We start from the raw sequence: 24,725 nt of genomic DNA on the forward strand, positions 1-24,725 counted from the left end.
ATAAGCTTGACAGGAATCGGAGAACCTTCAGATGACCTCAGCCAAGACGATTGTTGTGACTGTTCCGGGCATGATCGCGGACGGCGATCTGGAGCCATTGCGGCAGCTTGGCGAGGTGCGATACCACGAGACGGACCAAGTGACCGAGGAACAGTTGGCCGAGCTCTGCGCCAGCTTCGACTACCTCATGCTGAACTACGACGTCATCAAGCGACTCAGCCCGGACTTCTACCGTCACGACAACATACGTGCGCTGAGCGCCATCTCCGCCGACATCACCGGCATGGACTGGGCCAGCCCCGAGCACGCCGCGACGAACGGCGTCAAGCTGCTCAACATCCCGCACTACTCGACCGAGAGCGTGGCCGAGACCATCCTCGCCGAGGTGTTGCTACACGCGCGGCAGCGGCACAGCGCATACATGGACCGGATCCGGCAGCGTGAGGTGCAGGAGCGCAAAGGCATCAACCTCGCGGGTCGGCGCGCCGGCGTGATCGGTCTCGGGAGCATCGGGAGCCGGGTCGCTGAGCTACTCTCGGCGATCGGCATGGACGTGGTGGCTTGGAGCAAGACGCCCCGCGACGGGCGCACCAACACGCCGCTCGACGAGCTGTTCGCGTCGAGCGAGGTGATCTGCCTCTGCGTGAAGACCATACGGGAGGGCGAGGGCACCAACGTCGGAATGGTGGACTCGGCGCTCCTGGAGCGGTGCCAGAACGCCATCATCGTCAATCTCGCAAATCCGGATCTTGTGGACCACGACGCCCTGGCAGAGCAACTAAAAAGCGGCAAGGTGGCCGCCTACACGGTGGAGTCGTCCGCCGAACTCGAGGCCCGGCTGGGCAGCTTCGACCAAGTTCATCTCCCGCCGCACAACTCGTGGCTGTCGGACGAGTCGTTCGCGACGCTACGCGAGGTCTGGGTGGAAAACGTCATCGAGGCCGCCAAGGGCAGCTTCCCCAACCTCGTGGCGTGAGTGCTCCCACAAGCGGACCGGCGCAAGCCTCCCTCGTTCAGTCGCCGTCGATGACGGACTAGGGCGCGGCCACGAGTTCGGCACTGAGGAACGAAAAGGACCATAGATTGCCTGCGCGCACAGACAACAAATATGAGAGGCGAACGCGCAACACCGCCCGGCAGCGACGCATCCGTTCCGTCAAACGGATCGGGCTCATCATCATCTCCTTCGCCTGGCTCGGCTCATCGACAGTGGCCTTCGCCGCTTTCGGGCTGACAGCGGCGGCCTTGGTAATCGTGTTGCTCGTGCCGGCCCTCCTGGTGTCCCTGCTGATCAATGTCGTATTCCTGATCAGCGCCCGGCTCGAGGAGGAAAAGCCCCGGCAGATCGCCTTCCTGTCGCCGTCGAGCGGCGGACAGCCGTTCTACACGGCCCTGCTGAACGGGCTGGTTCGCAGCGCCTCGCTGGCGTTGGGGCAGGACTACATCATCCTGCCGTCGATGCCGACGACATCCTTCGAATCCATGTCGATCTGGGCGTTGTTCGCCGGTCTCGAGGACCGGCAGGTGGACATCGACGGGATCTTCTTCATCCCCGACGATCCGGACTGGCACTTCGAGGAGATCGTGGGTTTCCACGAGGAGCGGGGCGACGTTCCCCTAGTTCTCATCGACGTCTACTTCAACCTCGCCGCCTGCGACGCGCGGACCCGGGCGCGGCTGCCCAGCTTCGTCGGGGGCGACGAACTCGCCGGGGGCCGGATAGCGGGCGACATCGTCATCGAGGCGATCGGCGACTACGCGCCCGAGCAGCCGATGATCATGGTGATCAACGGGGGGGCCGCGCCGTGGGAGCAGCAGCGCGCCGTGGCGCTCCGCAAGAGGCTGGAGGAACAGTGGAGCAGGGTGCGCTTCGTAGAGAGCCCGCCCATCAACTACTCCCGCCACGAGGCATTCAACTACACGTACGACCAGGTTAAGGCCATGGCCGACGAGAGCAGGAGCGTCGATCTGCACGCCGTCTTCGCGTGCAACGACGACATGGCCATCGGCGCGCGGGCGGCGCTGACCACCCTGGCCAACGACGGCTACACGTTCCCGCACACCCCGCAGATCGTCGGGTATGACGGCATCTCTGAGATCAAGGAGTACATCAACGCAAAGGACATTTACCTGGCGGGGACGGTGGATGTCAAGGTCGAGGATCAAGCACGGGCCGCTATGCTCCTGATGCACCGGCTGGTGCGTTCGGGAGAACGTCGGGCGGAGGTGCAGTTGATTGCACCGGAGCCGCTTCGGCGACCTCGTTAACTGGAGAGCGTGAGGAAGAATGACGTTCGAGATAAGGCTGGCGGAGACCGGCGAAGACATCAAGCAGTGTGCGGAGATGATGGCCGCATCGGATCCCTGGAAACGGCTGGCCCGATCTGCGCAAGAGTGCGAGACGAGCCTTAGGCATCCCAACATCCGGTTGGATGTCGCCGTCGAGGGAAAAGCCATTACTGGTTTTCTGGCATCACTGGAGAACGGCGTGGGGTTCGAGCCCCTGATCGAATATCTCTGCGTTGGCGAAGCCGCCCGGAACCGGGGCGTCGGCTCTGGCCTCATCGACTTCTTCGAGCGGAAGCTGTACCCGGAATCGGCCAACCTGTATCTGTTCGTTTCGGACCTCAATCCCAATGCTCAGCGACTGTACCTGCGCCTGGGCTATGTGCCGGTCGGCGCGCTGCCCAACTACAACCTCATCACCCAGACGGAATTTTTGTTCCGCAAGACGCGGGGCCCACGGTCGGACATGCCGAGCCCTTGGACCACCTGATCTATCGGCATCGGGGACCCTGGTTCCGCACCAGGCGGGCCCCGGCGCGGCAGGAGGACGGTTCGTGGGTGGGCCGTGCAGATCCCGCTTGCGTGCGGACCGGCCGGGGAGGTCAGCCGATCCGGTCCCGCACCCGAAGCCCGAACAGTCGTGCGGCCGCTGCCGCGTCGGCGCCCACGGCGTCGGCACCGACCGGATCCGCGTACCCCCCCAGCCGGATCGTGTAGAAGCCGGCACCTGTCGCCGCGCGCACTCCCACCATGGAGTCCTCGAGCGCCACCGCGTGGCGGGGCCGGACGGAGAGGCGGGCAGCCGCGCAGAGATAGACGTCGGGCGCCGGTTTGGGGTCGTCGACGTCGTCGGAGGTCACGACCACCTGGAAATACTCCAGTAGCCCCGCCCGGGCGAGCCGGCGGACCGTCACGTCACGACGGCCGTTGGTGACCAGTGCCGTCGGTATCCTCCGCTCCCGTAGCCGCTCGAGAGTATCGGGAACGTACGGATTGACCGGTATCTCCTCACCGAGCAGGGCATCCCGGCCGAACCGGTACCGAAGGCCGAAGTCGTCCATGGGGAACGCGTCGCCGAATGCCTGTCGCAGAAGGTCCGCGCATTGGCTTTCGGTCCTTCCGACCATCGTCTCGGCCAGTTCCGGTCCATAGGGGTAACCGAGGTGGTCAAGCGCCTCGATCGTCGCGGCCTGATAGATCGATTCGGTGTCGAAAACTACTCCGTCCATGTCGAAGGCGACGGCCGAGAGCTCGTTGCCGTCCGGCAATACCAACGTCTCCACGACACCCCTCCCCGAGCGCCAGGATATCGTCTGACGCCGATGATAAGTATGAGAGGGCGGTCCGCAGTGACTTGATCTGATCTATGCGTTGCGTCCGATTGGTGATCTTCCGGCAGGTTCGTCACGGATAGCGGCCGGTCGATGGGTTGAATGTGAGTTCTGGTCGTGACCGCCCGGGCGGATGAGGCGTTAGCCCGGTCATGGGTGATCGAAAGCGGTATCCCAGTGATGTCACCGACGAGCAGTGGGAGCTGATCGGACCGTTTCTGCAGGCATGGAAGGCCAAGCGGGTCGCGGTGTCGGTGTCGGGCCGGCCAGGCGACTACGACCTGCGGGAGATCGTGAACGCGATCTTCTACCAGAACCGGACGGGCTGCCAGTGGGCGTACCTGCCGCACGACCTGCCGCCGAAGTCGGCCACCTACTACTACTTCGCGTTGTGGCGTGACGACGGCACTGACCAGGTGATCCACGATCTGCTGCGCTGCCAGGCAAGGGAGAAGGTCGGCCGTGCCGAGGATCCGAGCGCGGTGGTGTTGGACACCCAGTCGATCCGGGCGGCGAACCACGTCCCGGCCGCCACGACCGGCAAGGACGCGGCCAAAAAGGTGTCGGGGCGCAAGCGGGGCCTGGCCGTGGACGCGTTGGGACTGGTCATCGCGGTCGTGATCACCGCGGCGTCGGTCACCGACAACACCATCGGCATCCGGCTGCTCGACAAGGTCGTCGAACACACCCCGACGGTGAGCCGTGCCTGGGTCGACGCCGGGTTCAAGCAGGACCTCGCCCTGCACGGCGCCGTGCTGGGCATCGACGTCGAGGTCGTCAAACGATCCGACACCAAACCCGGGTTCGTACCGATCCGCAAGCGGTGGATCGTCGAGCAGGTCAACGGCACCCTGATGCTGCACCGCCGCCTCGTGCGCGAGTACGAGAGCCGACCAGAATCCTCGGTGTCCCGAACGCTGTGGGCATCGACGGCGAACATCGTGCGGCGGCTGACCGGAACCAGCACACCCTCCTGGCGGCACCGGTGAACCTCCCCACCGTCCTCGACCTGATCACCGACCGGGAGACCACCACACGCCAGCACGCCGACCGGCTCCGCGAGCAGATCACCGCCCTGACCAGCGAACTCGCCCGCCTCGACGGTGAACTGGCCGACCTGGCGACGACCCGCACCACTCTGCGCACCCTCGCCGCCGCCGAGTTCACCGCCGACGACCCCACCATCGCCAGCGGCCCCTACCAGCAGATCCTGCATGTCCTCGGCACCGCGCCCGCCGGCATGCGCGCCAAAGGCATCTGCCTCGCACTCGGCGTCGAGCCCTCACCGAAGAACGTCGAAGGCACCCGCGCGAAGCTGAAACGCATGGTCAACCGCCACGTCCTCACCGAAGACGAACCCGGAGTATTCACCCTCAACCCGAAACGGACCTAACACTCCGAACCGCCCTCTGATAATGTGGTGGGCGGGGGTAGGTCATGCCTGACGAATCGCTCACGCCTGCGGATCCGAGAACCATATTGATCTTCGGGTCCGGCGTCGTCGGGGGTGCCGTACTGGACCTGCTGGCGCTCCGTTATCCGCACCACCGTTACATCCTGGCGGCGCGCAACCTGGAACGCACTACTCAGCGGGTCAACCTGACACGGTACGTATCCGTCCAGTGGGGACGGTTCCCGCGCATCGACGCCGCAACCGCCGAACTGCTCGACATCGATCGGACCGCCGAGGTCATCGACCACTACCGGCCAGACGTTGTCTTCAATGCGACAACTCCCTTCCCCTGGTGGGCGCTGGATGCCATGCCCAGGGACAAGCGCGACCTGTCGTACTCCGCCGGTCTGGGCATGTGGTGCGCGCTCGATTGCGTGCTTCCGCTGCGACTCGCCGCCGCGCTCGCCGTGAGCCGGTCCCGTGCGGTCTACGTCAACGGCTGCTATCCCGACATGGTGAACCCGTTCCTCGCGAATGAGGACGCCCCTCCGCTGATCGGGATCGGCAACATCAGCAACCTCATCCCCGGGCTGCGACTGGCCTTCGGCGGCCACCTAGCCCAGGGCCCGGAGCAGATCTCCGTTAAGCTGATCTGCCACCATTCCACCAGCCTCAACGCACCTTCGGTGGGGGGCGCCTCCGGGTTGCCGTACCACCTCCAGGTCGATCATGCCGGCGGTCGGCTAATCTATCACGGCGTGGACGACACGCCGTTCGCTCTGCTGAAGGAGCACGCCACGCGGGTCCGCGGCCTCGATGGGCAAGGTGTCACCGTGTCGTCGGCGGCCACTGTCCTGGCCACTCTGCTCAACGGCCAGCGGCGGCGGCATCACGTGCCGGGGCCGCTCGGCCGCCCCGGCGGGTACCCGATCCTGATCACCGAGCACGGCCAGGTCGATATCGACCTTCCGGACGGTCTCGACCTGGCCGACGCTGTGGCGATCAACGAGCAGGCCCAGCAACGTGACGGTATCGCGGCGGCAAAGGCCGGCCTCGTCTCGCTGACCGACGTCACCAGCGATGCCCTGCGAACCCTGACCGGGGTGACGCTGACCGAGGTCGACGTGGCGAACGTACTGCCGGTGGCTCGCGAGATCGTCGCCCAACTCAACGCACGCTACGGCCTGAGGCTGCGACTATGACCGACGTAACGGTGCTGGGGAGTGGGATCGTCGGCCTCTGGACCGCGGACATCCTCTCCCGGAACGGGCATCAGGTCCGGGTCGTTTCGCATGTTCATCCGTTTGGGTCCACCTCGGCCGCGGCCTCGGCGGTGCTGGTGCCATTCCTTCCCGGGGATCCCCGGTCTGAGACGTTCCAGAGAAGCCTGCGGTGGGCCGACGAGACGGTGGCTCACCTGCTCTCCCGCGACCTGCCTGACGGCGCGCTCTCGAAGATCACTTGCGTGGAGTTCGGCCGAAAGGGAGTGGTGGAGTACAGCTTCCCGGTGGCGTCGTTGACCCACCTGACATTCTCGGAGTTCGCCCTGCTGGACCTGAGCCGGACCATCTCCGGCTGCGACATGGCAGTCAAGTTCGATTGCTATCTCTGCGACTCGTGGCTGGTGCTCAACTGGCTGCACACCTCGCTGTCCAGGCGCGGGGTTAGATTCGAGTACCGGAACCTCACCTCACTCGTCGAATTGGACGACATCAACTCGAACATCTTCGTCAACTGTCTCGGGTACCAGACCCTGTTTCCCGACGACGAGCTCTACCCGGTCTTCGGCCAAGCCATGTTCGTGCCGGCGGGAGGCGCCGGTCCCCCGTACTACGGAATCGGCGCCGGCGAGCACGCCGTATTCATACACCCTCGCGGTTTCCACATCGGAGCCTTCTTTATTCCGGACGATGCCGGACCCTCACCGCGTCGGGATCTGCACGAACGCTCACGCACTTTTCTGACGGGCCCGTTCATTGAAATGAGCGCCGAGATCGGGTTGGCCGCACCGCACGTGGACATCGATCAAGCCGACTGGGTGCACTCCGGCATCCGACCTTTTCGGCGCTCCGGACCTCGAGTGGAACTCGACTTGGTACGAGGGAAGACGGTGGTGCACAATTACGGTCACGGGGCACACGGATGGACCCTCGGCTACGGGTCCTCCCTGGCGGCTGTCCAGCTGGCCGGCCTGTGCTGACGCCGATGCCGATGCCGGACGTCGAGGAGATCGGCCCGCGGGATGCCGGCTGGGAGCCGGCGCGAGCGCTGTTCGACGCCTCCCTCGACCGCTGGCCCAGCGTCGTCTGGCGGCCGTACACGGCTGAGGCCGCGCGGCGGCTGATTCGTTCGCTGCAAGGACAGGGCCTGCCGTTCACGCTGAAGAGCGGCGGCCATTCCGCCGCCGGCCTGTCGGTCGCCGACGCGGTCCCGATGGTCGACCTCTCCCGCCTCCGCGCGGTCCGCGTCGACCCCGGCGGCAGACTGGCGTACGTTCAGGCCGGCGCGCTGATGCGCCACCTGGACCGGGCCGCGGCGCGGTTCGGCCTTGCGACCACGGGCGGCACGGTCTCCCACACCGGCGTGGTCGGGTTGGCGTGCGGTGGCGGCCTCGGCTGGCTGATGGGACGCTTCGGGTTGGCCTGCGACAACATCGCGCAGGCCCAGGTGGTTCAGGGCGGACGGGACCTGGTCGTCGACGAGTCCTCCGCGCTGATGACGACGCTACGCGGATCTGGGACCTCGCTCGGATTCATCTCCGGCCTGGTACTTCGCCTGCATCCAGTGGGGCAGAGGTTCCGCTGGCGTGCCGCCGACTTGTCAGTGGCGGAGCTGACCGAGCTTCTCCCGGGCCTCTCCGAACGGGTTCAGGCCCTGCCGGCCGAGGCAGGGTGCGCGCTCACGCTCCGGTCCACGCCCGAGGGCCACGTGACCGGGCTAGTCGAGGTGGTCGCTCCCGACGACTCGCTCGCCGCACCGCAGTGGTGCGCCACTTTGGCGACGCCGGGGCGCTGGTCCGCGCGGACCCTGAGCTATCTCGAGGTGCAGAGACACCTGGACGCCGAGTTCGAGTTCGGGAGCCGCTCCTACCGCAGGTCGCTGTCGGTCGACGCGGTGGTGCCCGCCTGCATTGGCGAGGTCGTCGACATTTTGCGCGCGCCCACCCCCTTCTGGCGGACCCTGACCTTCGACGTGCTGCATGGCAGGGCGATGGCGGAGCGCAACATCAGCAGTTCCTGCGTTCCGCGTCGCCGTTACGCAGGCATCGCGGTGTGCCGCTGGGCGGAGCCAACACTCGACGCGCTGGGCAGATCGGCGGGTCGGGAGCTGTTCGCCGTGCTCGACGCCGGGCACCGCGAGGCGAATCCGGCTCGGTACGGCAACTACTCATCCGAACCCGCCGATTCGAGGTATCCGCCGCCCTGACGCACTCGGGGCTCACAGCGCTCGGAGGAGGTCCACCATCGCTTCGAACCCCTCCGCGAAGTACGCGGGATCCCGCGCGAGCGCGATCCGGAGGAGATCCCTCGGCCGCCAGCCGGTGTGGAAGAATACGTTGCCGGATATCACCCCCACGCCGTGGGAGAGAAGGTATCGGCGTACCTCGTCGTCGTCCGGGCCGTGGCCGTTCAGCCGTACCAGCAGGACCGATCCAGCGCGGGGAGCCCGCACCGTCAGGGGGGCGTCGGCGCTGAGGCGCAGGGCCGTGTCCAGGTTCGTGCGGCAAACCTCCGCCAGGGTCGTCACGTATCCGGTGTGCCTGCCGCCGCTGAGCAGTTCTCCGAAGAACATTTTCTGCCGGCGGGACACGTCGAACTGCATGATGCTCAGTGCCTGGTCGACGGCGGCTGCGGCCCGCCTTGAACCGGAGATGACGAATCCCAGCTTGTCCTCGTTCAGACCGAAGGTCTTGCCCGTGTCCCACGTCGATATCCAGTCACCACCCACGCCGAGCGCGCTCCAGGCTCGGGGGATCTCTCGCCGCCCGACGTGGACACCGGCCGTCAGGAAAGCATGGTCGACGATCAGGACCGCGCCGGCCCCTGCGCAGGCCGCACCTATTCCACGCAGAGCGTCCTCGCGCCAAAACTCGCCCGTGGGATTCTCCGGAGAGGTCAGGATGACGACTATCCCGTCGTTGCGTCCGACCCGCCGAACGGCATGCACTATATCGATGATCGCATCTTCATCCAGCCACCCTAGCTGACCGTTCCGGCTTTCAACGAAATGCAGATTCAGGCGCGGCCCGCGTTCTTCGAGGAAGAGACGGAGGATGTCGATGGAAGGTGTCGTGGCGACGGCGTGCACGAGGGGCGAATTCTGCCCGTCGACCATTCTCATGGCAGCCGCGAAGGCCCGATCGAGCGCGACTCCACCGCTGAACGTCGGCGACACCGAGAGCTCGGAGTTGGCTGGTATCCCGAGGGTGGAACGAACGGATGCATCCAGGCGTTCGTCAATTGCCTGCACCTCGTCCGCCGTTAAGGTGGGAGGCATAGTCAGGCTGCGCAGGGACATGTCCGGCTGGGCGTAGAGAACCTGCGTCTCGCGCGGCACGGGCAGAAACGGGTAGCCCGCCCCGAAATCGAATCGTGCGGTGTTGGCCGCCTGCATCTCCTGCTCGGTCAGGTGCTCGTGGTCGGTCATGCGCGAAACTCCAGTGGGCTACCTTCCCGCGCGATTCCTAACCTTCGGCGGCCACCTCGAAACGGCATCGTTGGGTTCAAGGTGCACGAAAGGACGGCGGAGAGTATCGCAGCACCGGCGGACGTGGGGGCGACGACTGATGTCATGCTCGACGGCAACGTCCGCACCCCGACACCAGCCCACCGGTCGATCACGCCCTCAGCGTCGTCGCCACGCAGTTCGGCGAATAGTGCCTCCCAGTAGGCGAGGTTATGTCGGGCCAGGAGCGCTTCGGCGGCACGGCGGCGCCAGTCTGCGGGGTCCCAGTCGGTGATGGTGTCGGGTAGGCCGCAGGCCGCCAGAGCGTCCGTGGCGACCCCGACGTGCCGTTGGATCTCGGTGAGGGCGGGATCGTCGAGGGTGGCGAGTGACCACGCAGTGGTGGTGTGGTCGGCGCCGAGGATCTGCTCGGCGTGAGCGATGGTGGCGATCATGTCGGCGACGTCGTGGCCGCGCGGGACCTGGCCGGAGTCGGGGATCAGTTGCTGGGCTCGTGCGGCGCGTTGTGGTGTGGCGGAGGTGAGAAGCTGCCATAGCTGCTGGGCCTGGTCGTTCGACAGGGACAGGTCGCCGGAAGTGCCGGCGGGTAGGGGCTCAATCCAGTCGTACTGATCCCGGCCGGCGTTGAGTTGTTCGACGATCTGCGCCAGCGTGCCGCCGTAGCGATCGGCGATCGGCCGGTGCACCGTGTACTCCTGTTCGCGGATCACGCTCAGATCGAGGATGGCCTGATCGAGCCGAGTCTTGGGATCCGCGCGCTGTTTCCGAAGTTGGGTGATGTCCTTGCGTAGCTCGTCGACGGTCAGCGTGGAAGGCAGCTCCGAAAGGGCGGTGATACTGCGGTCGAGTTCGTCTGTGCCGGTCCGTTGCATGCCGGTCATCAGCACGCACAGTTGCCTTACCGACTCGGGTAGCTTTTCGCGGAGCACGCGCAGCGCTTGATCCTTCTGGCTGGTGATGAGCAGCCGCTGGCCGTCGGCGAGCAGCGCGCAGATGAGGTTGGCGATCGTGTGTGTCTTGCCCGTGCCTGGTGGGCCCTGCACGACGACGGTGGTGTCGTCGTTGAGCTTGGCCAGCACCCTGCGCTGCTCTCGATTACTGGAGAGAGGGAACAGCGGGTCGTCGCTGCTAACAGGACGCTCACGGTCGGCGCCCCCGCGCCAGTTGTGACGCTGCGATGTCTCGATCGGGGTCACCAGCTGTGCCAATCCAATGGGGGTAGGAGCGTCTGCACCCTCAAGGCTGTCGGCGATGGTGCGGTAGACCCGCTCCAGCCCCTTGCGGTCCCGGCGGCGCAGGAATAGAGCTGGGGCGAGGGTCAGCCGGGTCGTGTCTGCCTCATCGAGGAGCGGTGGCTCCCACTGATCGTCGCCAGGCAGGAGGGCTTGGTCCCAGCAACGGCGCCGCCACTGCTGCAGAAGGCGCACCACCTCCGGAGAGAAGGGATGCAACAGGGCGTCGGCGTCGAACCAGGGCGCTTCGAAACGTTTGGCGCGGTACCCCTCGTGAGACGTCAGGAAGTCCTGGTCCTCAATCTTCATCCGCTGGTCGAAGGACAAGGCGATCTGCAAGCTGTCCGTAGCCGGATCCTCAATGATCGTCGCACTCCAAATCAGGAGGTGCCGGCGAATCGTCCAACGACCCTCGGTGCTGGAAGTGAGGAGACCGACACCAAGCACGAGCTCCTCGGCATCGCCGCGTTGCTGTGACTGTCGCCGAAGTAGCTCCAAGTAGGTGTAGGTCGCGCGCTGCTCCCTCATGCTGCGCTCGCGTTCGGCCCACTTCGTCCACACGGCGAGCCATGCCTCGTATGCCCGTTGCACAGAATCGGATACGGCTGGAGCAGTGGCCGACGGCCGCTGGTCAAGTCCCGTGAGCTGGGGTGGCGGTCCGTCAGCGTTGCCGTATTCCGTGGTGTCGAGCAGGCCCCGCAGCTCTATCGAGGGTACGGGTGGTTCAGGTGGTGGAGGGTACGCGACCTGCATGACGACTGGTCCGCGAGCAGTTGCCTTCTCTTGAGGCGGCCTATGGAACCAGTAGGTGTTGGAGTCATCGATGGCATCGCGCTCCGGCCGCTCGCTGTTTCTGACCTGCGCGAGCAGGTGTGCCACGAGGCCTTGGGTCAGTCGTCTGACGGTAGGACTTGTCGGGGACACAGGGTCCGGCACTACGCCTCCTCGGGCTCGCCCAGCCCAACAGGATGCGTGTAGGCAACTACAGGGCGCAACTGTCTGCCGGAAGAACGACACCTACGGCCAGCCGGCATGAGACGTGGAGCCCACCGCCTAAGCATCCTAGGAGAATGTGGGCTCCGACGAGATCGCTGCCACCCTCCGCTACAGCCACTCGACCGAAGCCGTCGCCTGGTACGGCAGGATGCCCGCGGACCGCTCCCCCACCTACCACATCACCGCCATCCGGATGGTGGCCACTTAGTGACGGGCGGTCGCCGGCCAGGCATCGAAAGCGGCTTCCGTCGTAGCGAGTGGGTGTGGTTGGCCGGTCATGGCGGCCAGTGCGGTGGCGACGGCTTGTAGGTCGGCTTTGATGTAGGTGGTGGTGGCTGGGCCGGTGGAGTCGGTGTGTCCGGCGTAGGCGCGGGCGATGCCGTAGCCGTAGTGGCGTTCTACCCAGGTCAGGGTGGTGTGGCGTAGCCAGTGGGTGGAGATGCCCTGGGCGGTCACCCACGGCAGCTGTTCGCCGATGCGTTTCCACAGGTGGTCGTAGCGGCGGCTGGTGATCGGCCGACCGTTGCGGTAACGCAAAAGCCGATCGCTGGGCAGGACTGCGCCGCGGGCGCGGGCGTGGTCGTCGAGGTGGGCGGCCAGGTCGAGGGTGATGGGTTGCCAGCGCAGGGTGGCGCCCTTCTCGGTCAGTCGCACCAGCCCGCGGTCGGTGTTCAGGTCGGTCAGTCGTAGCCCGAGTGCGCCGCCACGGCGGCAGGCGGTCTCGGTATGCAGACGCAGCAGCAGAGCGTCGAGGATGACGTCATTGCCGCTGGTACGAGCGGCAAGGTTGATCTCCTCCAGTTCGTCGGGGGTCAGGGCGCGGCGGGTGCTCGGTAGTCGGCGGGGCTTGACCACCCGATGGGCAGGGCTGGCAGCGGCGTCGATAAGCCCATCGGCGATAGCCCGGTTATAGATCGCGCGGGCAGCAGCGATCACCAGCTCACCCGCATGCCGGCCACTGCGGCTGTTACGCCGTGACCGGGCGGTCGCTGCGGCCTGCCGCTGCATGGCCTCGATGTCGCTGGCCGCGACCGCATCCAACCGACGGTCACCCCACACGGCGGCCATCCGCTGCCAGTAGGTGCCATACGTGCGCCGGCTGCCCGGCCCGGCCGCGGCGACAACCTGCGGCAGGTACTCGGCCAGCGTCGGCAGACCCGGACCAGGCTCGGCCTGCAGATCGGCGAGGGTAACGCCCAGATGGGCCAGCATCTGCCGGGCAGTAGCGACCCGGGCGGGATCAGCTGACACGACGACCCCGATCACCTGGGTGTGCAGGTCGGCCAGCAGTCGCGCGACGCTACTGGCCGGATGGATCACCAGCAAACCATGGGAGGCGAGCGCGGCGAGCAGCAGCGGCTGCCCCGGCAGGATCCCGCACATGTGCCGGACGCTGGCCGGTAACGGCAGTTCCCCTCGGCTACCCACCACATGTCGTCCGGATGACGCTGACGCGATCACCAGCATTCCCCGCTGTGGGTAGATGTCGATACGGTGGCCCGCCGGCCAGCCCAGCGCGTCCAACAGGCCCCGTTCGGTCACTCGACCGGATCGGTCCGCACGCGCCACACCGATCACCACCGAGTCCGGAGAAACGTCGGCTGCCGAATCTGGTGCAGGAAGCGCCGGAAGCGGCGCCGGACGGGGTCGCAGTCTGCCGGGAAGCGGTGCCGGAATCAGCACACCGATGAGCTGCTCACGGTCGCGGCCAGATCGTGTCATGACCAGCCCAACCGCGAAAACACCGCTACGCGCCGGCCGCGACGCACAGCCCGCCGATGCCCAGGATCAGGTGTTATCGCAGGTATGCGGGCCCGATACCACCACGGAATCGAATCTGGTTCATGCCTGGTGGAACTCCACCAAAACCGGTGTCCGAGGGGGGACTTGAACCCCCACGCCCTATACGGGCACTAGCACCTCAAGCTAGCGCGTCTGCCATTCCGCCACCCGGACCTGGGTGTCGGCCTCGCCCGTCAGACCGGGACGACTGCGCCGTCCATCGGCCGCCCGGGTGGGCCGCTCGGGGCATTACTGTACACGCCGCTCAACGATCATGCACAGCCGCCCGTGGCAGCGGAAATCACGGGCGATGCCGGGCGGTTCCGGGCAGCATGCCGGACATGACGATCTCTCGGAGCAACCCCGAAGGGCTGCACGCCACTCCCGGTTACCACCATGTCACGGTGGTACCGGCGGGTCGTACCGCGTACCTGGCCGGGCAGTGTCCGCTCGACCCGTCCGGCGACCTGGTCGGGGCGGGTGACCTGGTGCTCCAGGTCGATCAGGTCGTGGCGAACACCCTGGTCACGCTGCGTTCGGTGGGTGCCGGTCCGGAGCATGTGGTGCGTACGGTGATCTACGTCGCCTCGGCCGACCGGTCGGCGTTGGTCTCGGCGTGGCAGCGGCTGACCGCGTCGCCGCTGTCGGCCGCCTTCAGCACGGCCAGCACGCTGGTGGGCGTGGCCCAGCTGGGTTATCCCGGTCAGCTGGTGGAGCTGGACGTCACGGCCGTGCTACCCGACTGATTGTGGCCGCCGGGCGGGCTGGCGTGTCCGGCGTCGGCCGGGCAGCATGGCGGGGTGCCCCAGCCCCCGAACCTTTCCCGGGTCCAGCAGGACGCGAACGCGCTGCGGGATGCCGGTGACCTGGTGGGTGCCCGCCGGCTGCTGGCGCAGGCCATCGCCGCCGCCCGGCCGGCGTACGGGCCGGATCATCCGGATCTGCTGGCCACCGCGCACCTGCTGGCGCAGCTGCACCGCCGGGCCGATGATCCGGCGGCGGCGCGGCGGGTGTTGGAGGAGGCGCTGGCCGAGGGCCAGCGCCGGTGGGGTGACGATCATCCGGTGCTGCTGACGATCTCGCACGAGTTGGGCGGCGTGGCGGAGGAACTGGGCAATCGGCACGAGGCCCGGAAGAATTTTGCCCGGGTCGCGACGCACGGCCCGGCCGTCTGGGGGGCGGACCATCCGGCGGTGCGGTCCGCCCGCGCCTACCTGGGCGCCGGGTCCGCGCCGGGCGCGCCGGCCGCCGACGTCCCGCCGGCCGGCGGACCGGGGTACGCGCCGACCACCGATGCCGGGTACGCCCCGACCGACCATTCCGGGTACGCCCCGACGAGCGGACCGGGGTACGCGCCACCGGCCGCCCCGGTGCCCTCGCCGATCTCGACGCCGCCGTCCCGGCCCTCCGGTCCGGTGGATGATCCGTTCCGGCGTTCGGACCGCCGGCCGCCCGAGCCGGTCACCGAACCGACGGCGTACCCGTCAGTGGACCGACCGGCGGCGTACCAGGACCCGGGTCCCCAACCACCACCGTTCGCGCAGGCAGGACACCAACCCCAGGCCGCGCAGGCGGGACACCAGCAGGCCACGCAGGTGGGATACCAGCCGCAGGCCGAACACGTGGGGTACCCGCCGGCGACCGGGACCGGGGCGTACCCGGGTCCTCCGGCGCCGGAGCGCGGCGGCCGCAGTTGGGTGGCCGCGGCGGTCGCGGTGGCCGCCGCGGCGGTGGCGATCGCGGCCGCGGGGGTGGTCGCGGTGATCGTGCTCAGCGACGGGTCCGAGCCGGGGCCGCCGGGCCCGAGCGGCGGGGCGACCGAGGGTCCGGTGTCCGGCCCGCCGCCGCGGGATCTGCGGCTGCGTGATGGCCGGACCACGATCACGGTGAGCTGGACGGACCCGAGCGCGGGGACGGTGCCGTTCATCGTGGCCGGTGGCCGGTCGGGGCAGAATCTCGGCGCGCTGGCCTCGGTGGATGCCGGCCGGACGAGTTACACGGTGAACGGGTTGAGCCCGGAGGTCGACTACTGTTTCACGGTGCTGGCGGTGTACGGCACCGACTCGTACGCGACGGCGAGTCAGGTTTGCACGAGGCGGTCCTCGGCCACGCCGCGTTGACCGACTGTCGGATGCCGGACCGGTCCGCTGTCCGCCCGGCGACAGGCATGCTACCCGCGGTCGTCCGGCCACGCTGTCGGTTGTCCACAACCGCCACGGTGAGTGTCCACAGGCACTACGGCACGGGTTTCCCCGGCTGTCGGCCCGGCCATATGATGTCACCCGTTCTGTCCTGAGCAGGGCATGGACGAGTCATCGCGCGGCACGGTCACAAACGGGGTGGGGAGGCGGCCGGCTGTGGTCACCACAGGCATCGGCACCACGGACAGCGGGGGCGGCGCGGCGCAGCCGCCGGGCGGCGACGGGCGGCGACGCCGGCGGGTCCCGGGCGGCCTGGTCACGATCGGTACGGTCGCCGCGCTGGTCGCCGGGCTCGGGCTGACGGTGCTCGGCCTCGGTGCCGCCGACAACGCGGTGGCCAGCTACGACGCGAGTTCGTGGCTGTGGAGCACCACCCGGGGCGAGCTGGCCCGGGTGAACGGCGTGACCGCCAAGGTGGACACCCGCACCCAGGTGGCGCAGGCGCAGGGGCACACCATGCAGGTGGTGCAGACCGACCGGATGTTGCTGCTGCGGGACCTGAACACCGGTCAGGTCAGCTCGCTGGACCTGGCGACGTTGCAGGTGATGGCGGGTACGCCGACGACGGCGGGGCTGGGTGTCTCGGTGGCGTTGGATCCGGCCGGGGCGTTCGTGGTGGACGCCGTGCAGGGCGTGGTGCGGCAGCTCGATCCCCGTTCGTTGCAGCCGGTCGGCGAGCCGGTGAACTTCCCGCCGGGCATCACCGGCGGCACCTTCGACGGTGCGGGTCGGCTGTGGGTGGGCGTGCCGAGTCAGGGCACCGTCACTGCGATCACGCCGGCGGCGCTGCCGTCGGCGCCGGCGTCGGATGGCGGCGCGGGGGCGGCCGGGGTGGGTCCCAAGCTGGTGAAGACGGTGACGGTGGCTCCGCCGAGTCACGACCTGGCGGTCTCCACCCTGGATGACGGCGTGGCGGTGCTGGACCGGACGGTGGGTGCGCTCAGTACGGTGCGCGGCGCGGAGCAGCGCACGGTGCCTCTGCAACTGGCCGGGGCCGGGGCGATGCCGGGGCGGACCAGCGGTACGACGGTGCCGGTGACGGTGCCGGACAGCCGGGACGTGGTGGTGGTCGACCAGGCCGGGGCGACGAAGCGGTTCGCGGTGCCGGGCGAGGGGGCCGCGTTGCAGCCGGCGGTGGCCTGGGCGGGTCTCTACTACGTCGCGGACCCGGCGAACGGGATGATCTGGGCGTTGGATGTCGACGGGCAGGTGGTCGACAAGATCGACTCTCGGGACACGCCGGGTGTGCTGGAGCTGGAGGTCCGGGAGAATCACCTGTTCATCAACTCGCCGACCTCGGCGATCGCCCGGGTGGTGGATGACCGGCGCACGGTGAGCAAGGTGGACAAGTACGCCAACGACATCCTGGGTGGCGACCCGCCGCCGGCGCCGCCGCCACCTCCGCCGCCGAAGAAGCCGGTGGTGAGCCGCCCGAGCGCGCCGCGCAGCGTGACGGCGTCCGCGGGCAACGCGCAGGCCCGGGTGAGCTGGCGGCCGGCCGCGGCCAACGGTTCGACAATCATCCGGTACGTGGTGACCGGCGCCGGTCGCAGCGTCGAGGTCGGCGCCAACCAGCGGTCGGTGGAGTTCACCGGCCTGACCAACGGAAAGACCTACCGGTTCAAGGTGCACGCGGTCAACGGCAAGGGCGCCGGGCCGGACCGGACGAGCAACCCGGTGGTGCCGACCTCGGAGGTGCCGGATGCGCCGGAGAGCGTGACGGCGCAGGCGCGGCCGGACGGCACGGTGCTGGTGCGCTGGCCGGCGGCGAACGGCCAGGGCTACGACATCACCAAGTACGCGGTGACCTCGGTTTCGGCCGGTACGACCGCGCCGGTGGGCGACTCGAAGAAGACGGAGCTGGTGATCCGGGCCGGCGAGTTGGAGTACGGCACCCAGTACGCGTTCACGGTCGTGGCGGTGAACGAGAAGGGGGCCGGGTCCAAGGCCTCGCCGGTGAGCGACACGGTGGTGCCGTTCTCGACGCCGGCCGCGCCGGCCGGGTTGACCGCCCGGACGGTGGCCGGCGAGGCGGGCGCGATCTCGGTGGTCTGGTCGCCGGCGGTGGACAACGGCCGGCCGATCAGCAGGTACGTGGTCGAGGCGGCCGGACGGAAGGTCGAGGTGACGGGTACGTCGACGACGTTGACCGGGCTGGGTGACGGGCAGAACGTGACGGTGAAGGTGCACGCGGTCAACGAGGCCGGCGCCGGCGCGGTGTCCAGCGCCACGGCCCGCACGGTCGCCCCGCCGAAGGTGACGGTCACGGGTAGTTCGGCGGGTGTGACAAGCGCGACGGTGACGTTCACGGTGGACGCCGGTGGCGGGAAGGCGACCTGCACGCTCACCCCGAAGGGCGAGTCCGCGGTCTCCGGCGGCTGTTCCAGCATCAAGGCGACCGGTCTGGCGCCGGGGACGTCGTACACGTTCACGGTGACGGCGCGCAACGCGGCCGGCACCGGCACGGCGACCCGCACCCAGGCCACCGACGTGCTGTACGGGACGGCGACCTGCAACAACGGGTCGTCCGGCGACCAGAAGACGTACTGCGACTCGGACCGGCCGAACGAGCGCAACGGTAACGAGATCTTCAGTGGCACCCGGCAGGTGAACAGCGAGCAGGTCGGCTGGGCCAAGCCGGGGACCCGGCTGAAGTCGTACTGTCGCAAGTCCGGCGAAGAGGTGTACGCCTACATCTACAACAACGAGAAGCGCAGCACCTGGTGGGTCCAGGTCGACTACAAGGGCCGCAACTACATCCCGTGGGCGTGGCTCAACCTGGACGGTGGGGACGACCTCAACGTCCTGCCCACCTGCTGATCGCACGGCGGGCAGGCGGCGCGTTCCGGCCCGGCGGGCGGCCGGTGCGCGCGCCGTGGCCGACCGCGCGCCGACCGTAGGCGACGCGGGCCGACGCGGGCCGACCGCCGGTCGACCGCGGCCCGACCGCAGGCCGACCGGCCGTGCCCACCGCGGCGGCAGGGTCGGCCGGCGGCACCGAGCAGCACGAGGCAAGGAGCACGATCGTGACCGGCACCGAACCCCTGACCTCGCGCGAGGTGCAGGGCTTCGCGACCGTCGCCACCCGGCTGGCGCACGCCATCGGCTCGGTGGTGCTGGGCAAGCCCGAGGTGGTGCGGCTGGCGCTCACCGCCCTGTTCGCGCAGGGGCACGTGCTGCTGGAGGACGTACCGGGGGTGGGCAAGACGACCCTGGCCCGGGCGATCGCGGCGACGGTACACGGGCAGTGGCGGCGGATCCAGTTCACCCCCGACCTGCTGCCGGCGGACGTGTCCGGGGTGACCATTTTCAACCAGGCTTCCCGCAGCTTCGAGTTCCATCCGGGGCCGGTGTTCGCGAACATCGTGATCGCCGACGAGATCAACCGGGCGTCGCCGAAGACCCAGTCGGCGCTGCTGGAGGTGATGGAGGAGCGCACGGTCACCGTGGACGGGGTGCGGCACCCGGTGCCGCAGCCGTTCCTGGTGGTGGCGACCCAGAACCCGGTCGAGATGGACGGCACGTACCGGCTGCCGGAGGCGCAGCTGGACCGGTTCCTGGTGAAGCTGTCGGTGGGCTACCCGGAGGAGGCGGTCGAGGTGGAGGTGCTGCGCGGCGCCACGCTGCGCTCCCCCGACGCGCTGGAGGCGGTCACCGACACCGCGATGATCGGCCAGATGGTCCAGTTGGCCCGCCGGGTGCACATCGCGGAACCGCTCTACACGTACGCCGTGCGGCTGGCCGCGGCGACCCGCGCGCACCCGCAGGTGCGGGTCGGGGTCAGCCCGCGGGGTGTGATCGCGCTGACCCGGGCGGCCTGCGCGTACGCGCTCGCGGACGGCCGCGGTTGGATCATGCCGGAGGATCTCAAGCGGCTGGCCGAGCCGGTCTTCGCGCACCGCATCCTGCTCACCCCCGAGGCGCAGATGCGGGGGGTGACCGCCGCGCAGGTGCTGGCCGAGTCGGTCGCCTCGGTGCCGGTGCCGCTGCCGTCCGGGCAGCCCGCGGCCGTGACCGCCGGCTGAGTCGACGGAGCGGAGCATGGGCATCACCTCGCGCGGGATCGGGCTGCTCGCGGCGGCCGGCGTACTGCTGGTGGCGGGCGTCCGGTTCGCCTACCCCGAGTTGGTCGTGCTGGGCGTGGCCGCCGCCGTCGCGCTGGCCTGCGGCCTCGCCACCGTGCTCGGCCGGCCGCGGTTGGCGGTCGACCGGGTGGCCGACCCGGACCGGGTGGGCCGGGGCGAGCCGGCCGCCATGACCCTGACCGTGCGTAACCGGGGACGGCTGCGGGCGGCGAGCCTGGTGGCCGAGGACCGGTGCGGGGGCCGCGCGGTGCCGGTACCGCTGCTGCGGCTGCGTCCCGGCCGGGACACCACGGTCAGCTACCCGGTGCCGACCTCCCGCCGGGGTGTGGTGCCGGTGGGTCCGCTGCGGATCACCGCCCGGGACGCGCTCGGCCTGCTGGCCATCGCCCGATCCACCGGCGACGCCGCGCAGGTGTGGGTGCATCCGCGGGTGCATCCGATCGGGGCGGTGCCCGCGGGGATCAGCCGCAGCCTGGACGGCCGGCAGGACCGGGTGCCGCACGGGTCGATCACCTTCGACACGCTGCGGGAGTACGTCGTCGGCGACGAGTTGCGCCGGGTGCACTGGCGGACCAGTGCCCGGATCGGCGAGCTGATGGTGCGGGAGTACGTGGACACCAGTCTGCCGCGGCTGGTGGTGCTGTTGGACGACCGGGCCGGGGCGTACCCCGAGGTGGTCGACGGGGTGGCCGAGGCGTTCGAGTCGGCGTGTGAGGCCGCCGCCTCGGTGCTGACCGCCGCCCATCGGGAGGGCCTGCCGGTGGGCCTGCTGCTGGTCGCCGACACCGATCCGGACAGCGCCCCCGACCCCGCCCACCCCGACGGCACCGCCCACCCCGGCGGCACCGGCGGCACCGGCGGCACCGGCGGCACCGGCGGCACCGGCGGCACCGGCGGCACCGGCGGCGGGAGTTTCCTCGACCGGCTCGCCGCGGTCACCCTGCGTCCGGGCCGGGCGCGGGTCGACGAGCTGGCCGCCGCGACCAACCGGCTGCGGCAGGACCGGCTGGGCGACACCCTGGTGTTCCTCACCGGGCCGGGCGCAAGGGACGACCTCGGCCGGGTCGGCGCGCTGCGCGGGACGTACCCGTCGGTGGTGGTCGGGATCTTCGAGGCCGGTGACCCGCCGCCGGCCGGCGGACCCGGCGTGGTGGTGATCGCCGCCGGCGACGGCGCCGAGTTCGCCGCCGAGTGGGACGGGGTGCGGCGGTGGTGAGGTGGCTGCGGGTGCTCACCGTGCCGGCCGTACTGGTGGTGCTGATCGGCCTGGCCGGGGTGGTGCTCGGCCGGGTGTACGCCGGCGGGTTGGTGACCGGGCTGGTGACCGGCGCGGCGGCCGGCTCGGTACTGGTCGGTGTCGCCGCGCGCCGGCTGCCGTCCTGGCTGGTGGCGCCCCTGTCGGTGCTCGGCCTGGTCGGTTACGCCACGTTCGGGATGTGGTGGGCCGGCCGGCACGCCGGCACCCGCGGTGAACTGCCGGCGGTGGCGCTGGACGCGATCGGGAACGGCATCCCCCGGCTGCTGACCGCGCTGATCCCGGTGCAGCCCGCGCCGGACACGGTGATCGTGCCCTGACGGTGGCCTGGCTGGCCGGGCTCGCCGGCACCGAGGTGGCGCTGCGCGCGGGACGGATCCTGCTCAGCTACCTGCCGGCGGCGATGTTCTACGCGGGCGTGCTGTACGTGGTGGGGCCGAACGCCGAACGGGCGATCTGGCCGAGCGTGGGGTTCGCGGCGGCGGCCGCGCTGGGGCTCGCGGTGTCCGGGCTGGGACCGCGGGGTGCGGCCGATCCGGCGGCGGGGCTGGATGCGGCGGTACGCTCGGCGCTGCGGCTGCGCCTGCTGGCGAGCACGGCGGCCGGGCTGGCGGTGGTGGTCGGGTTGGCCGCGGCCGTGGCGCCGGTGATCGCCGGGCGTGGCAGCGGTGACCCGGTCGACCCGCGCCGGTACGTCCAACCGCCCACCGTGGACAGCCTGGACGAGAGCCCGCTGATCAGGATCTCCGGCTGGGCGCTGCACCCGGATCAGGAACTGTTCCAGCTCAGCAGCGAGCGCCGGCCGCGTACCGGGGCTGACCCGGATGAGCCGGGCGACCCGGGTGCACGGTCCCCGGACGGCACCGGCGGCGATCCGGAGCCCGCCGACGGCGACGGCGATCCGGGGCCGGATGCCGACGGCGGTGCGGGGCCGGACACCGGCGGCGACCCGGAGCCGGACACCGGCGGCGGCGCCGAGTTGCCGGTCCGGCTCGCCGTGCTGAGCGACTACGACGGGGTGACCTGGCGGGTCGGCGCCACCTACCGCAACGCCGGCCGGATCCTGCCGGCCGCCCCGCTCGACCCGGACACCACCGTCGAGACCGTCCGGCAGCGGATCACCGTCACCGGGCTCAGCGGCCAACTGCTGCCGGCCGTGGCAACCCCCGAGCAGGTCACCGGCGCCCGGGTGGCGTACGACCCGGCCAGTGGGACGCTGATCCGGCCGGAGGGTCTGACCCCGGGGGTACGGTACGAGGTGGTGTCCGCGCTGGAGCGGCCCGATCCGAACGCCCTGGCCGTGGCGGACGTACCGGCCGGGGACGAGGTGGCCCGGGCGCTGCGGGTGCCGGACGGCGCCCCGGAGCAGCTTCAGGCGCTGGCCGCACAGCTCGCCGAGGACAACGGTGCCCCGTACAGCCGGGCGATCACGGTGCAGGACTTCCTGGCCGAGCACTACCGGCTGGTGTCCGACGCGCCGAGCGGGCACGCGTACCCGAATCTGACGTTCTTCCTGTTCGGTCCGCGCAACGCGGGCGGGCAGCGCGGCACCTCCGAGCAGTTCGCCGCCGCGTACGCGGTGCTGGGCCGGATGATGGGGCTGCCCACCCGGGTGGTGGTGGGCTTCTCGTCGCGCACCGGCGACGGCCCGGTGCGGGCCGGCGACGCGTACGCCTGGCCGGAGGTGTTGTTCGAGGGGCTGGGCTGGGTGGCGTTCGACCCGCTGCCCCGCCCGGACACCCAGTCGCGGGCGGTGGAGGAGGACTTCAAGCCCAGGCCGGCGGATCCGCCGCCGACGCCGCAGGACACCCCGCCGAGCGACGTGCCGACCCCGGCGGCCACCGCGGGTCCGGTGGATGCGGCGCCGGACCGGGGCGTACCGGGACCGTTGCTGGCCGGGGGCGGCGCGGGTGGCGTGCTGGTGCTGGTCGTTGCCGCGGCGCTGACGCTGGTGCTGCTGCGCCGCGCCGAACGGCGCCGACGGCTGGCCCAGGGCAGCCCCGCGCAGCGCATCGCCGGCGCCTGGCAGGAGGTGATCGATGCGCTCCGGCTGGCGGGCCAGCCACCGGGACCGAATCTGGCGGCCAGCGAGGTGGCCCGGCACGCCCGGACGGTCGCCGAACCGGCCGGCCCGGACATCACCCGGCTGGCCGACCTGGTGAACCGCAACGCCTTCGCCCCGGACGCCGCCGACGAGGCCGCGGCGCGGCAGGCCGCCGCGGACGCGGTCGCGTACGCGACGGCGCTGCGCGACCGGAGGCCGTGGTGGCGCCGGCTGTGGTGGTCGGCGCATCCCGGTCCGCTGCGCCGCCGCCACTGAGCCAACCGCCGCCACTGAGCCGACCAAGATGGCCCCGAATCCGGCCGCCCGCCGCCGGCCAGAAGATCGTGGGTGACGATGATCGTGGTACGCCCGAGCCGCAGCAGGCGGGTGGCCTCCTGCACGGCTCGGTCCCCACCGGATGTTGTCCCCGACGGATCCGGTGAAAAGGTACCCCTCCTGCGGTACGTAGGCGATCGTGCGGCGCAGGTCAGCCTGCGCCAACCGGTCAGGCTGGCCACCAGCCGGCCCGGGCGGCTGTGTTCGTGGTACTGCATGGGCACGCGTTGGAGATGAGCGAACAGTGCCACCCGGGCGGTGCACAGCATGCCGTGTCCGGCCCGCGCGACTGCCCGGACCTGGGTACGAGCCGCCAGTACTTCAAGGAACACGAGACAAGCCGCGGCCACCACGAACACGCGGCGCAGCGACCCGATCATCCGCACATCCACGCCGGCCACAGACGACGCCACAGTGATGCCATCCTGAGCCAATACGACTTGTTGTGGTGCCACCCATGTGCCAGGATGGCACCATGGACCTGAACCCGCACGTGCAGAACCTCGGACGCGAGTTCGCCGCCCTTGCCGAGACCGGCGGTACGGAGGCGCGTGCGCTGGTCGAACGCCTGGCCGGCTCGCTCGAATCGGCGATCCGGATGACCCTGCTGGACGCGCTCTCGGCCGCCGCCGACGAGATCACCCGGGACCTGGCGCCGGGCTCGGTGCAGGTACGCCTGCGCGGACGCGATCCGGACTTCATCGTGACCGCGCCCGCCGCCGACGCCCTCGCGGCCGGCGACTCCCCCGGCTCCGCGCCCGGCGACGCCGGGTTCGCGACCGGCACCCCGCCGGCGGGGCCGCCGGCACCACGTCCGGCGGGGAGGCACCGGCCGGACGGGGGCCGGATGCCGAACTGCTGTTCACCGACGACGGACCCGCCGCGCGGATCAACGTCCGCATGCCCGAGCAGCTCAAGGCCGCCGTCGAGGAGGCCGCCGCCCAGGAGGGACGCTCGGTCAACGCCTGGCTGGTCCGAGCGGCGGCCGCCGCCGTACAGCCGACCCAGCGGGACCGGCACGACCAGCGCGACCAGCCGCGCGGCAGCGGCAAGCGGGCCAAGCAGCGCCTCACCGGCTGGGTGCGCTGACCTCACCCG

The 24,725-nt window shown here is 69.9% G+C and carries 18 protein-coding genes, 1 tRNA gene and 1 pseudogene; 15 read left to right on the forward strand and 5 right to left on the reverse strand.

Annotation, left to right across the window (positions count from 1 at the left end):
• Positions 1-31: 31 nt before the first annotated feature.
• From CIK06_RS18820 to CIK06_RS18830, 3 genes are all read left to right on the forward strand, one after another.
• Positions 32-976 (forward strand): 2-hydroxyacid dehydrogenase, encoded by a 945-nt coding sequence (locus tag CIK06_RS18820; protein WP_095565934.1) that lies wholly within the window; start codon positions 32-34, stop codon positions 974-976.
• A gap of 107 nt (positions 977-1,083) precedes the next feature.
• Complete coding sequence (locus tag CIK06_RS18825) at positions 1,084-2,268, forward strand: substrate-binding domain-containing protein (RefSeq protein ID WP_157756856.1); 1,185 nt, start codon at positions 1,084-1,086, stop codon at positions 2,266-2,268.
• Positions 2,269-2,287: 19 nt separating this feature from the next.
• Complete coding sequence (locus CIK06_RS18830; protein ID WP_095565936.1) at positions 2,288-2,776, forward strand: N-acetyltransferase; 489 nt, start codon at positions 2,288-2,290, stop codon at positions 2,774-2,776.
• Between the two features lie 112 nt (positions 2,777-2,888).
• Here CIK06_RS18830 and CIK06_RS18835 read toward each other — a convergent pair whose 3' ends face one another.
• Positions 2,889-3,569 carry an HAD family phosphatase gene (locus CIK06_RS18835; RefSeq protein ID WP_095565937.1) on the reverse strand — a complete coding sequence of 227 codons (681 nt, stop codon included), beginning with the start codon at positions 3,567-3,569 and terminating at the stop codon, positions 2,889-2,891.
• A gap of 200 nt (positions 3,570-3,769) precedes the next feature.
• Between CIK06_RS18835 and CIK06_RS18840 the strand changes: the two genes are divergently transcribed.
• The 5 genes from CIK06_RS18840 to CIK06_RS18860 are packed head-to-tail and all read left to right on the forward strand — an operon-like array spanning position 3,770 to position 8,436.
• The gene (locus tag CIK06_RS18840; RefSeq protein WP_095565938.1) at positions 3,770-4,606 is read left to right on the forward strand and encodes an IS5 family transposase; all 837 of its coding nucleotides are present in this window, start codon (positions 3,770-3,772) and stop codon (positions 4,604-4,606) included.
• Complete coding sequence (locus tag CIK06_RS18845; protein ID WP_095565939.1) at positions 4,603-5,010, forward strand: hypothetical protein; 408 nt, start codon at positions 4,603-4,605, stop codon at positions 5,008-5,010. Before CIK06_RS18840 ends, CIK06_RS18845 begins: the two co-directional genes overlap by 4 nt.
• A 44-nt stretch (positions 5,011-5,054) precedes the next feature.
• A complete protein-coding gene (locus tag CIK06_RS18850) occupies positions 5,055-6,212 on the forward strand; it encodes a hypothetical protein (RefSeq protein ID WP_095565940.1) in 1,158 nt (385 codons plus the stop codon).
• Entirely contained in the window at positions 6,209-7,210 is a 1,002-nt protein-coding gene (locus CIK06_RS18855; RefSeq protein WP_095565941.1) for an FAD-dependent oxidoreductase, read from the forward strand. The genes CIK06_RS18850 and CIK06_RS18855 overlap by 4 nt, the downstream gene beginning before the upstream one ends.
• A gap of 5 nt (positions 7,211-7,215) precedes the next feature.
• Positions 7,216-8,436, forward strand: coding sequence for an FAD-binding oxidoreductase (locus tag CIK06_RS18860; protein WP_157756857.1), 1,221 nt, complete (start codon positions 7,216-7,218; stop codon positions 8,434-8,436).
• A gap of 12 nt (positions 8,437-8,448) precedes the next feature.
• Here the strand turns inward: CIK06_RS18860 and CIK06_RS18865 are convergent, their stop codons facing one another.
• From CIK06_RS18865 to CIK06_RS18880, 4 genes are all read right to left on the reverse strand, one after another.
• Positions 8,449-9,657 (reverse strand): aminotransferase class I/II-fold pyridoxal phosphate-dependent enzyme, encoded by a 1,209-nt coding sequence (locus CIK06_RS18865; protein WP_095565943.1) that lies wholly within the window; start codon positions 9,655-9,657, stop codon positions 8,449-8,451.
• On the reverse strand, positions 9,654-11,807 hold the full coding sequence (locus CIK06_RS18870; RefSeq protein WP_157756858.1) for an AAA domain-containing protein: 2,154 nt from the start codon (positions 11,805-11,807) through the stop codon (positions 9,654-9,656). Before CIK06_RS18870 ends, CIK06_RS18865 begins: the two co-directional genes overlap by 4 nt.
• 321 nt (positions 11,808-12,128) lie before the next feature.
• The gene (locus tag CIK06_RS18875) at positions 12,129-13,307 is read right to left on the reverse strand and encodes a site-specific integrase (protein ID WP_232533723.1); all 1,179 of its coding nucleotides are present in this window, start codon (positions 13,305-13,307) and stop codon (positions 12,129-12,131) included.
• 489 nt (positions 13,308-13,796) lie between these two features.
• A tRNA-Leu gene (locus CIK06_RS18880) sits at positions 13,797-13,880 on the reverse strand.
• A 167-nt stretch (positions 13,881-14,047) separates the two neighbouring features.
• Between CIK06_RS18880 and CIK06_RS18885 the strand changes: the two genes are divergently transcribed.
• The 7 genes and pseudogenes from CIK06_RS18885 (at position 14,048) to CIK06_RS31410 (ending at position 24,716) form a co-directional block, all read left to right on the forward strand.
• A complete protein-coding gene (locus CIK06_RS18885; RefSeq protein WP_095565945.1) occupies positions 14,048-14,452 on the forward strand; it encodes a RidA family protein in 405 nt (134 codons plus the stop codon).
• 54 nt (positions 14,453-14,506) lie between these two features.
• Positions 14,507-15,826, forward strand: a complete 1,320-nt coding sequence (locus CIK06_RS18890; RefSeq protein WP_232533724.1) for a tetratricopeptide repeat protein — start codon at positions 14,507-14,509, stop codon at positions 15,824-15,826.
• Positions 15,827-16,078: 252 nt separating this feature from the next.
• Positions 16,079-18,727 (forward strand): fibronectin type III domain-containing protein, encoded by a 2,649-nt coding sequence (locus tag CIK06_RS18895; protein WP_232534336.1) that lies wholly within the window; start codon positions 16,079-16,081, stop codon positions 18,725-18,727.
• Between the two features lie 206 nt (positions 18,728-18,933).
• On the forward strand, positions 18,934-19,932 hold the full coding sequence (locus CIK06_RS18900) for a MoxR family ATPase (protein ID WP_095567951.1): 999 nt from the start codon (positions 18,934-18,936) through the stop codon (positions 19,930-19,932).
• A gap of 16 nt (positions 19,933-19,948) precedes the next feature.
• Positions 19,949-21,208 (forward strand): DUF58 domain-containing protein, encoded by a 1,260-nt coding sequence (locus CIK06_RS18905; RefSeq protein WP_095565947.1) that lies wholly within the window; start codon positions 19,949-19,951, stop codon positions 21,206-21,208.
• A gap of 1 nt (position 21,209) precedes the next feature.
• Positions 21,210-23,567 (forward strand): annotated as a pseudogene (locus CIK06_RS18910) (transglutaminaseTgpA domain-containing protein).
• A 960-nt stretch (positions 23,568-24,527) separates the two neighbouring features.
• Positions 24,528-24,716, forward strand: a complete 189-nt coding sequence (locus tag CIK06_RS31410) for a hypothetical protein (RefSeq protein ID WP_232533727.1) — start codon at positions 24,528-24,530, stop codon at positions 24,714-24,716.
• Positions 24,717-24,725: the final 9 nt, after the last annotated feature.

The organism is Plantactinospora sp. KBS50 (genome assembly GCF_002285795.1).
GTDB lineage: Bacteria > Actinomycetota > Actinomycetes > Mycobacteriales > Micromonosporaceae > KBS50.

Coding starts and splice junctions, on each gene's coding strand:
- CIK06_RS18820 (WP_095565934.1), top strand. CDS start 32: ATGACCTCAGCCAAGACGATTGTTGTGACTGTTCCGGGCATGATCGCG.
- CIK06_RS18830 (WP_095565936.1), top strand. CDS start 2,288: ATGACGTTCGAGATAAGGCTGGCGGAGACCGGCGAAGACATCAAGCAG.
- CIK06_RS18840 (WP_095565938.1), top strand. CDS start 3,770: ATGGGTGATCGAAAGCGGTATCCCAGTGATGTCACCGACGAGCAGTGG.
- CIK06_RS18850 (WP_095565940.1), top strand. CDS start 5,055: ATGCCTGACGAATCGCTCACGCCTGCGGATCCGAGAACCATATTGATC.
- CIK06_RS18855 (WP_095565941.1), top strand. CDS start 6,209: ATGACCGACGTAACGGTGCTGGGGAGTGGGATCGTCGGCCTCTGGACC.
- CIK06_RS18860 (WP_157756857.1), top strand. CDS start 7,216: ATGCCGATGCCGGACGTCGAGGAGATCGGCCCGCGGGATGCCGGCTGG.
- CIK06_RS18865 (WP_095565943.1), bottom strand. CDS start 9,657: ATGACCGACCACGAGCACCTGACCGAGCAGGAGATGCAGGCGGCCAAC.
- CIK06_RS18875 (WP_232533723.1), bottom strand. CDS start 13,307: ATGTGCGGGATCCTGCCGGGGCAGCCGCTGCTGCTCGCCGCGCTCGCC.
- CIK06_RS18885 (WP_095565945.1), top strand. CDS start 14,048: ATGACGATCTCTCGGAGCAACCCCGAAGGGCTGCACGCCACTCCCGGT.
- CIK06_RS18905 (WP_095565947.1), top strand. CDS start 19,949: ATGGGCATCACCTCGCGCGGGATCGGGCTGCTCGCGGCGGCCGGCGTA.
- CIK06_RS31410 (WP_232533727.1), top strand. CDS start 24,528: ATGCCCGAGCAGCTCAAGGCCGCCGTCGAGGAGGCCGCCGCCCAGGAG.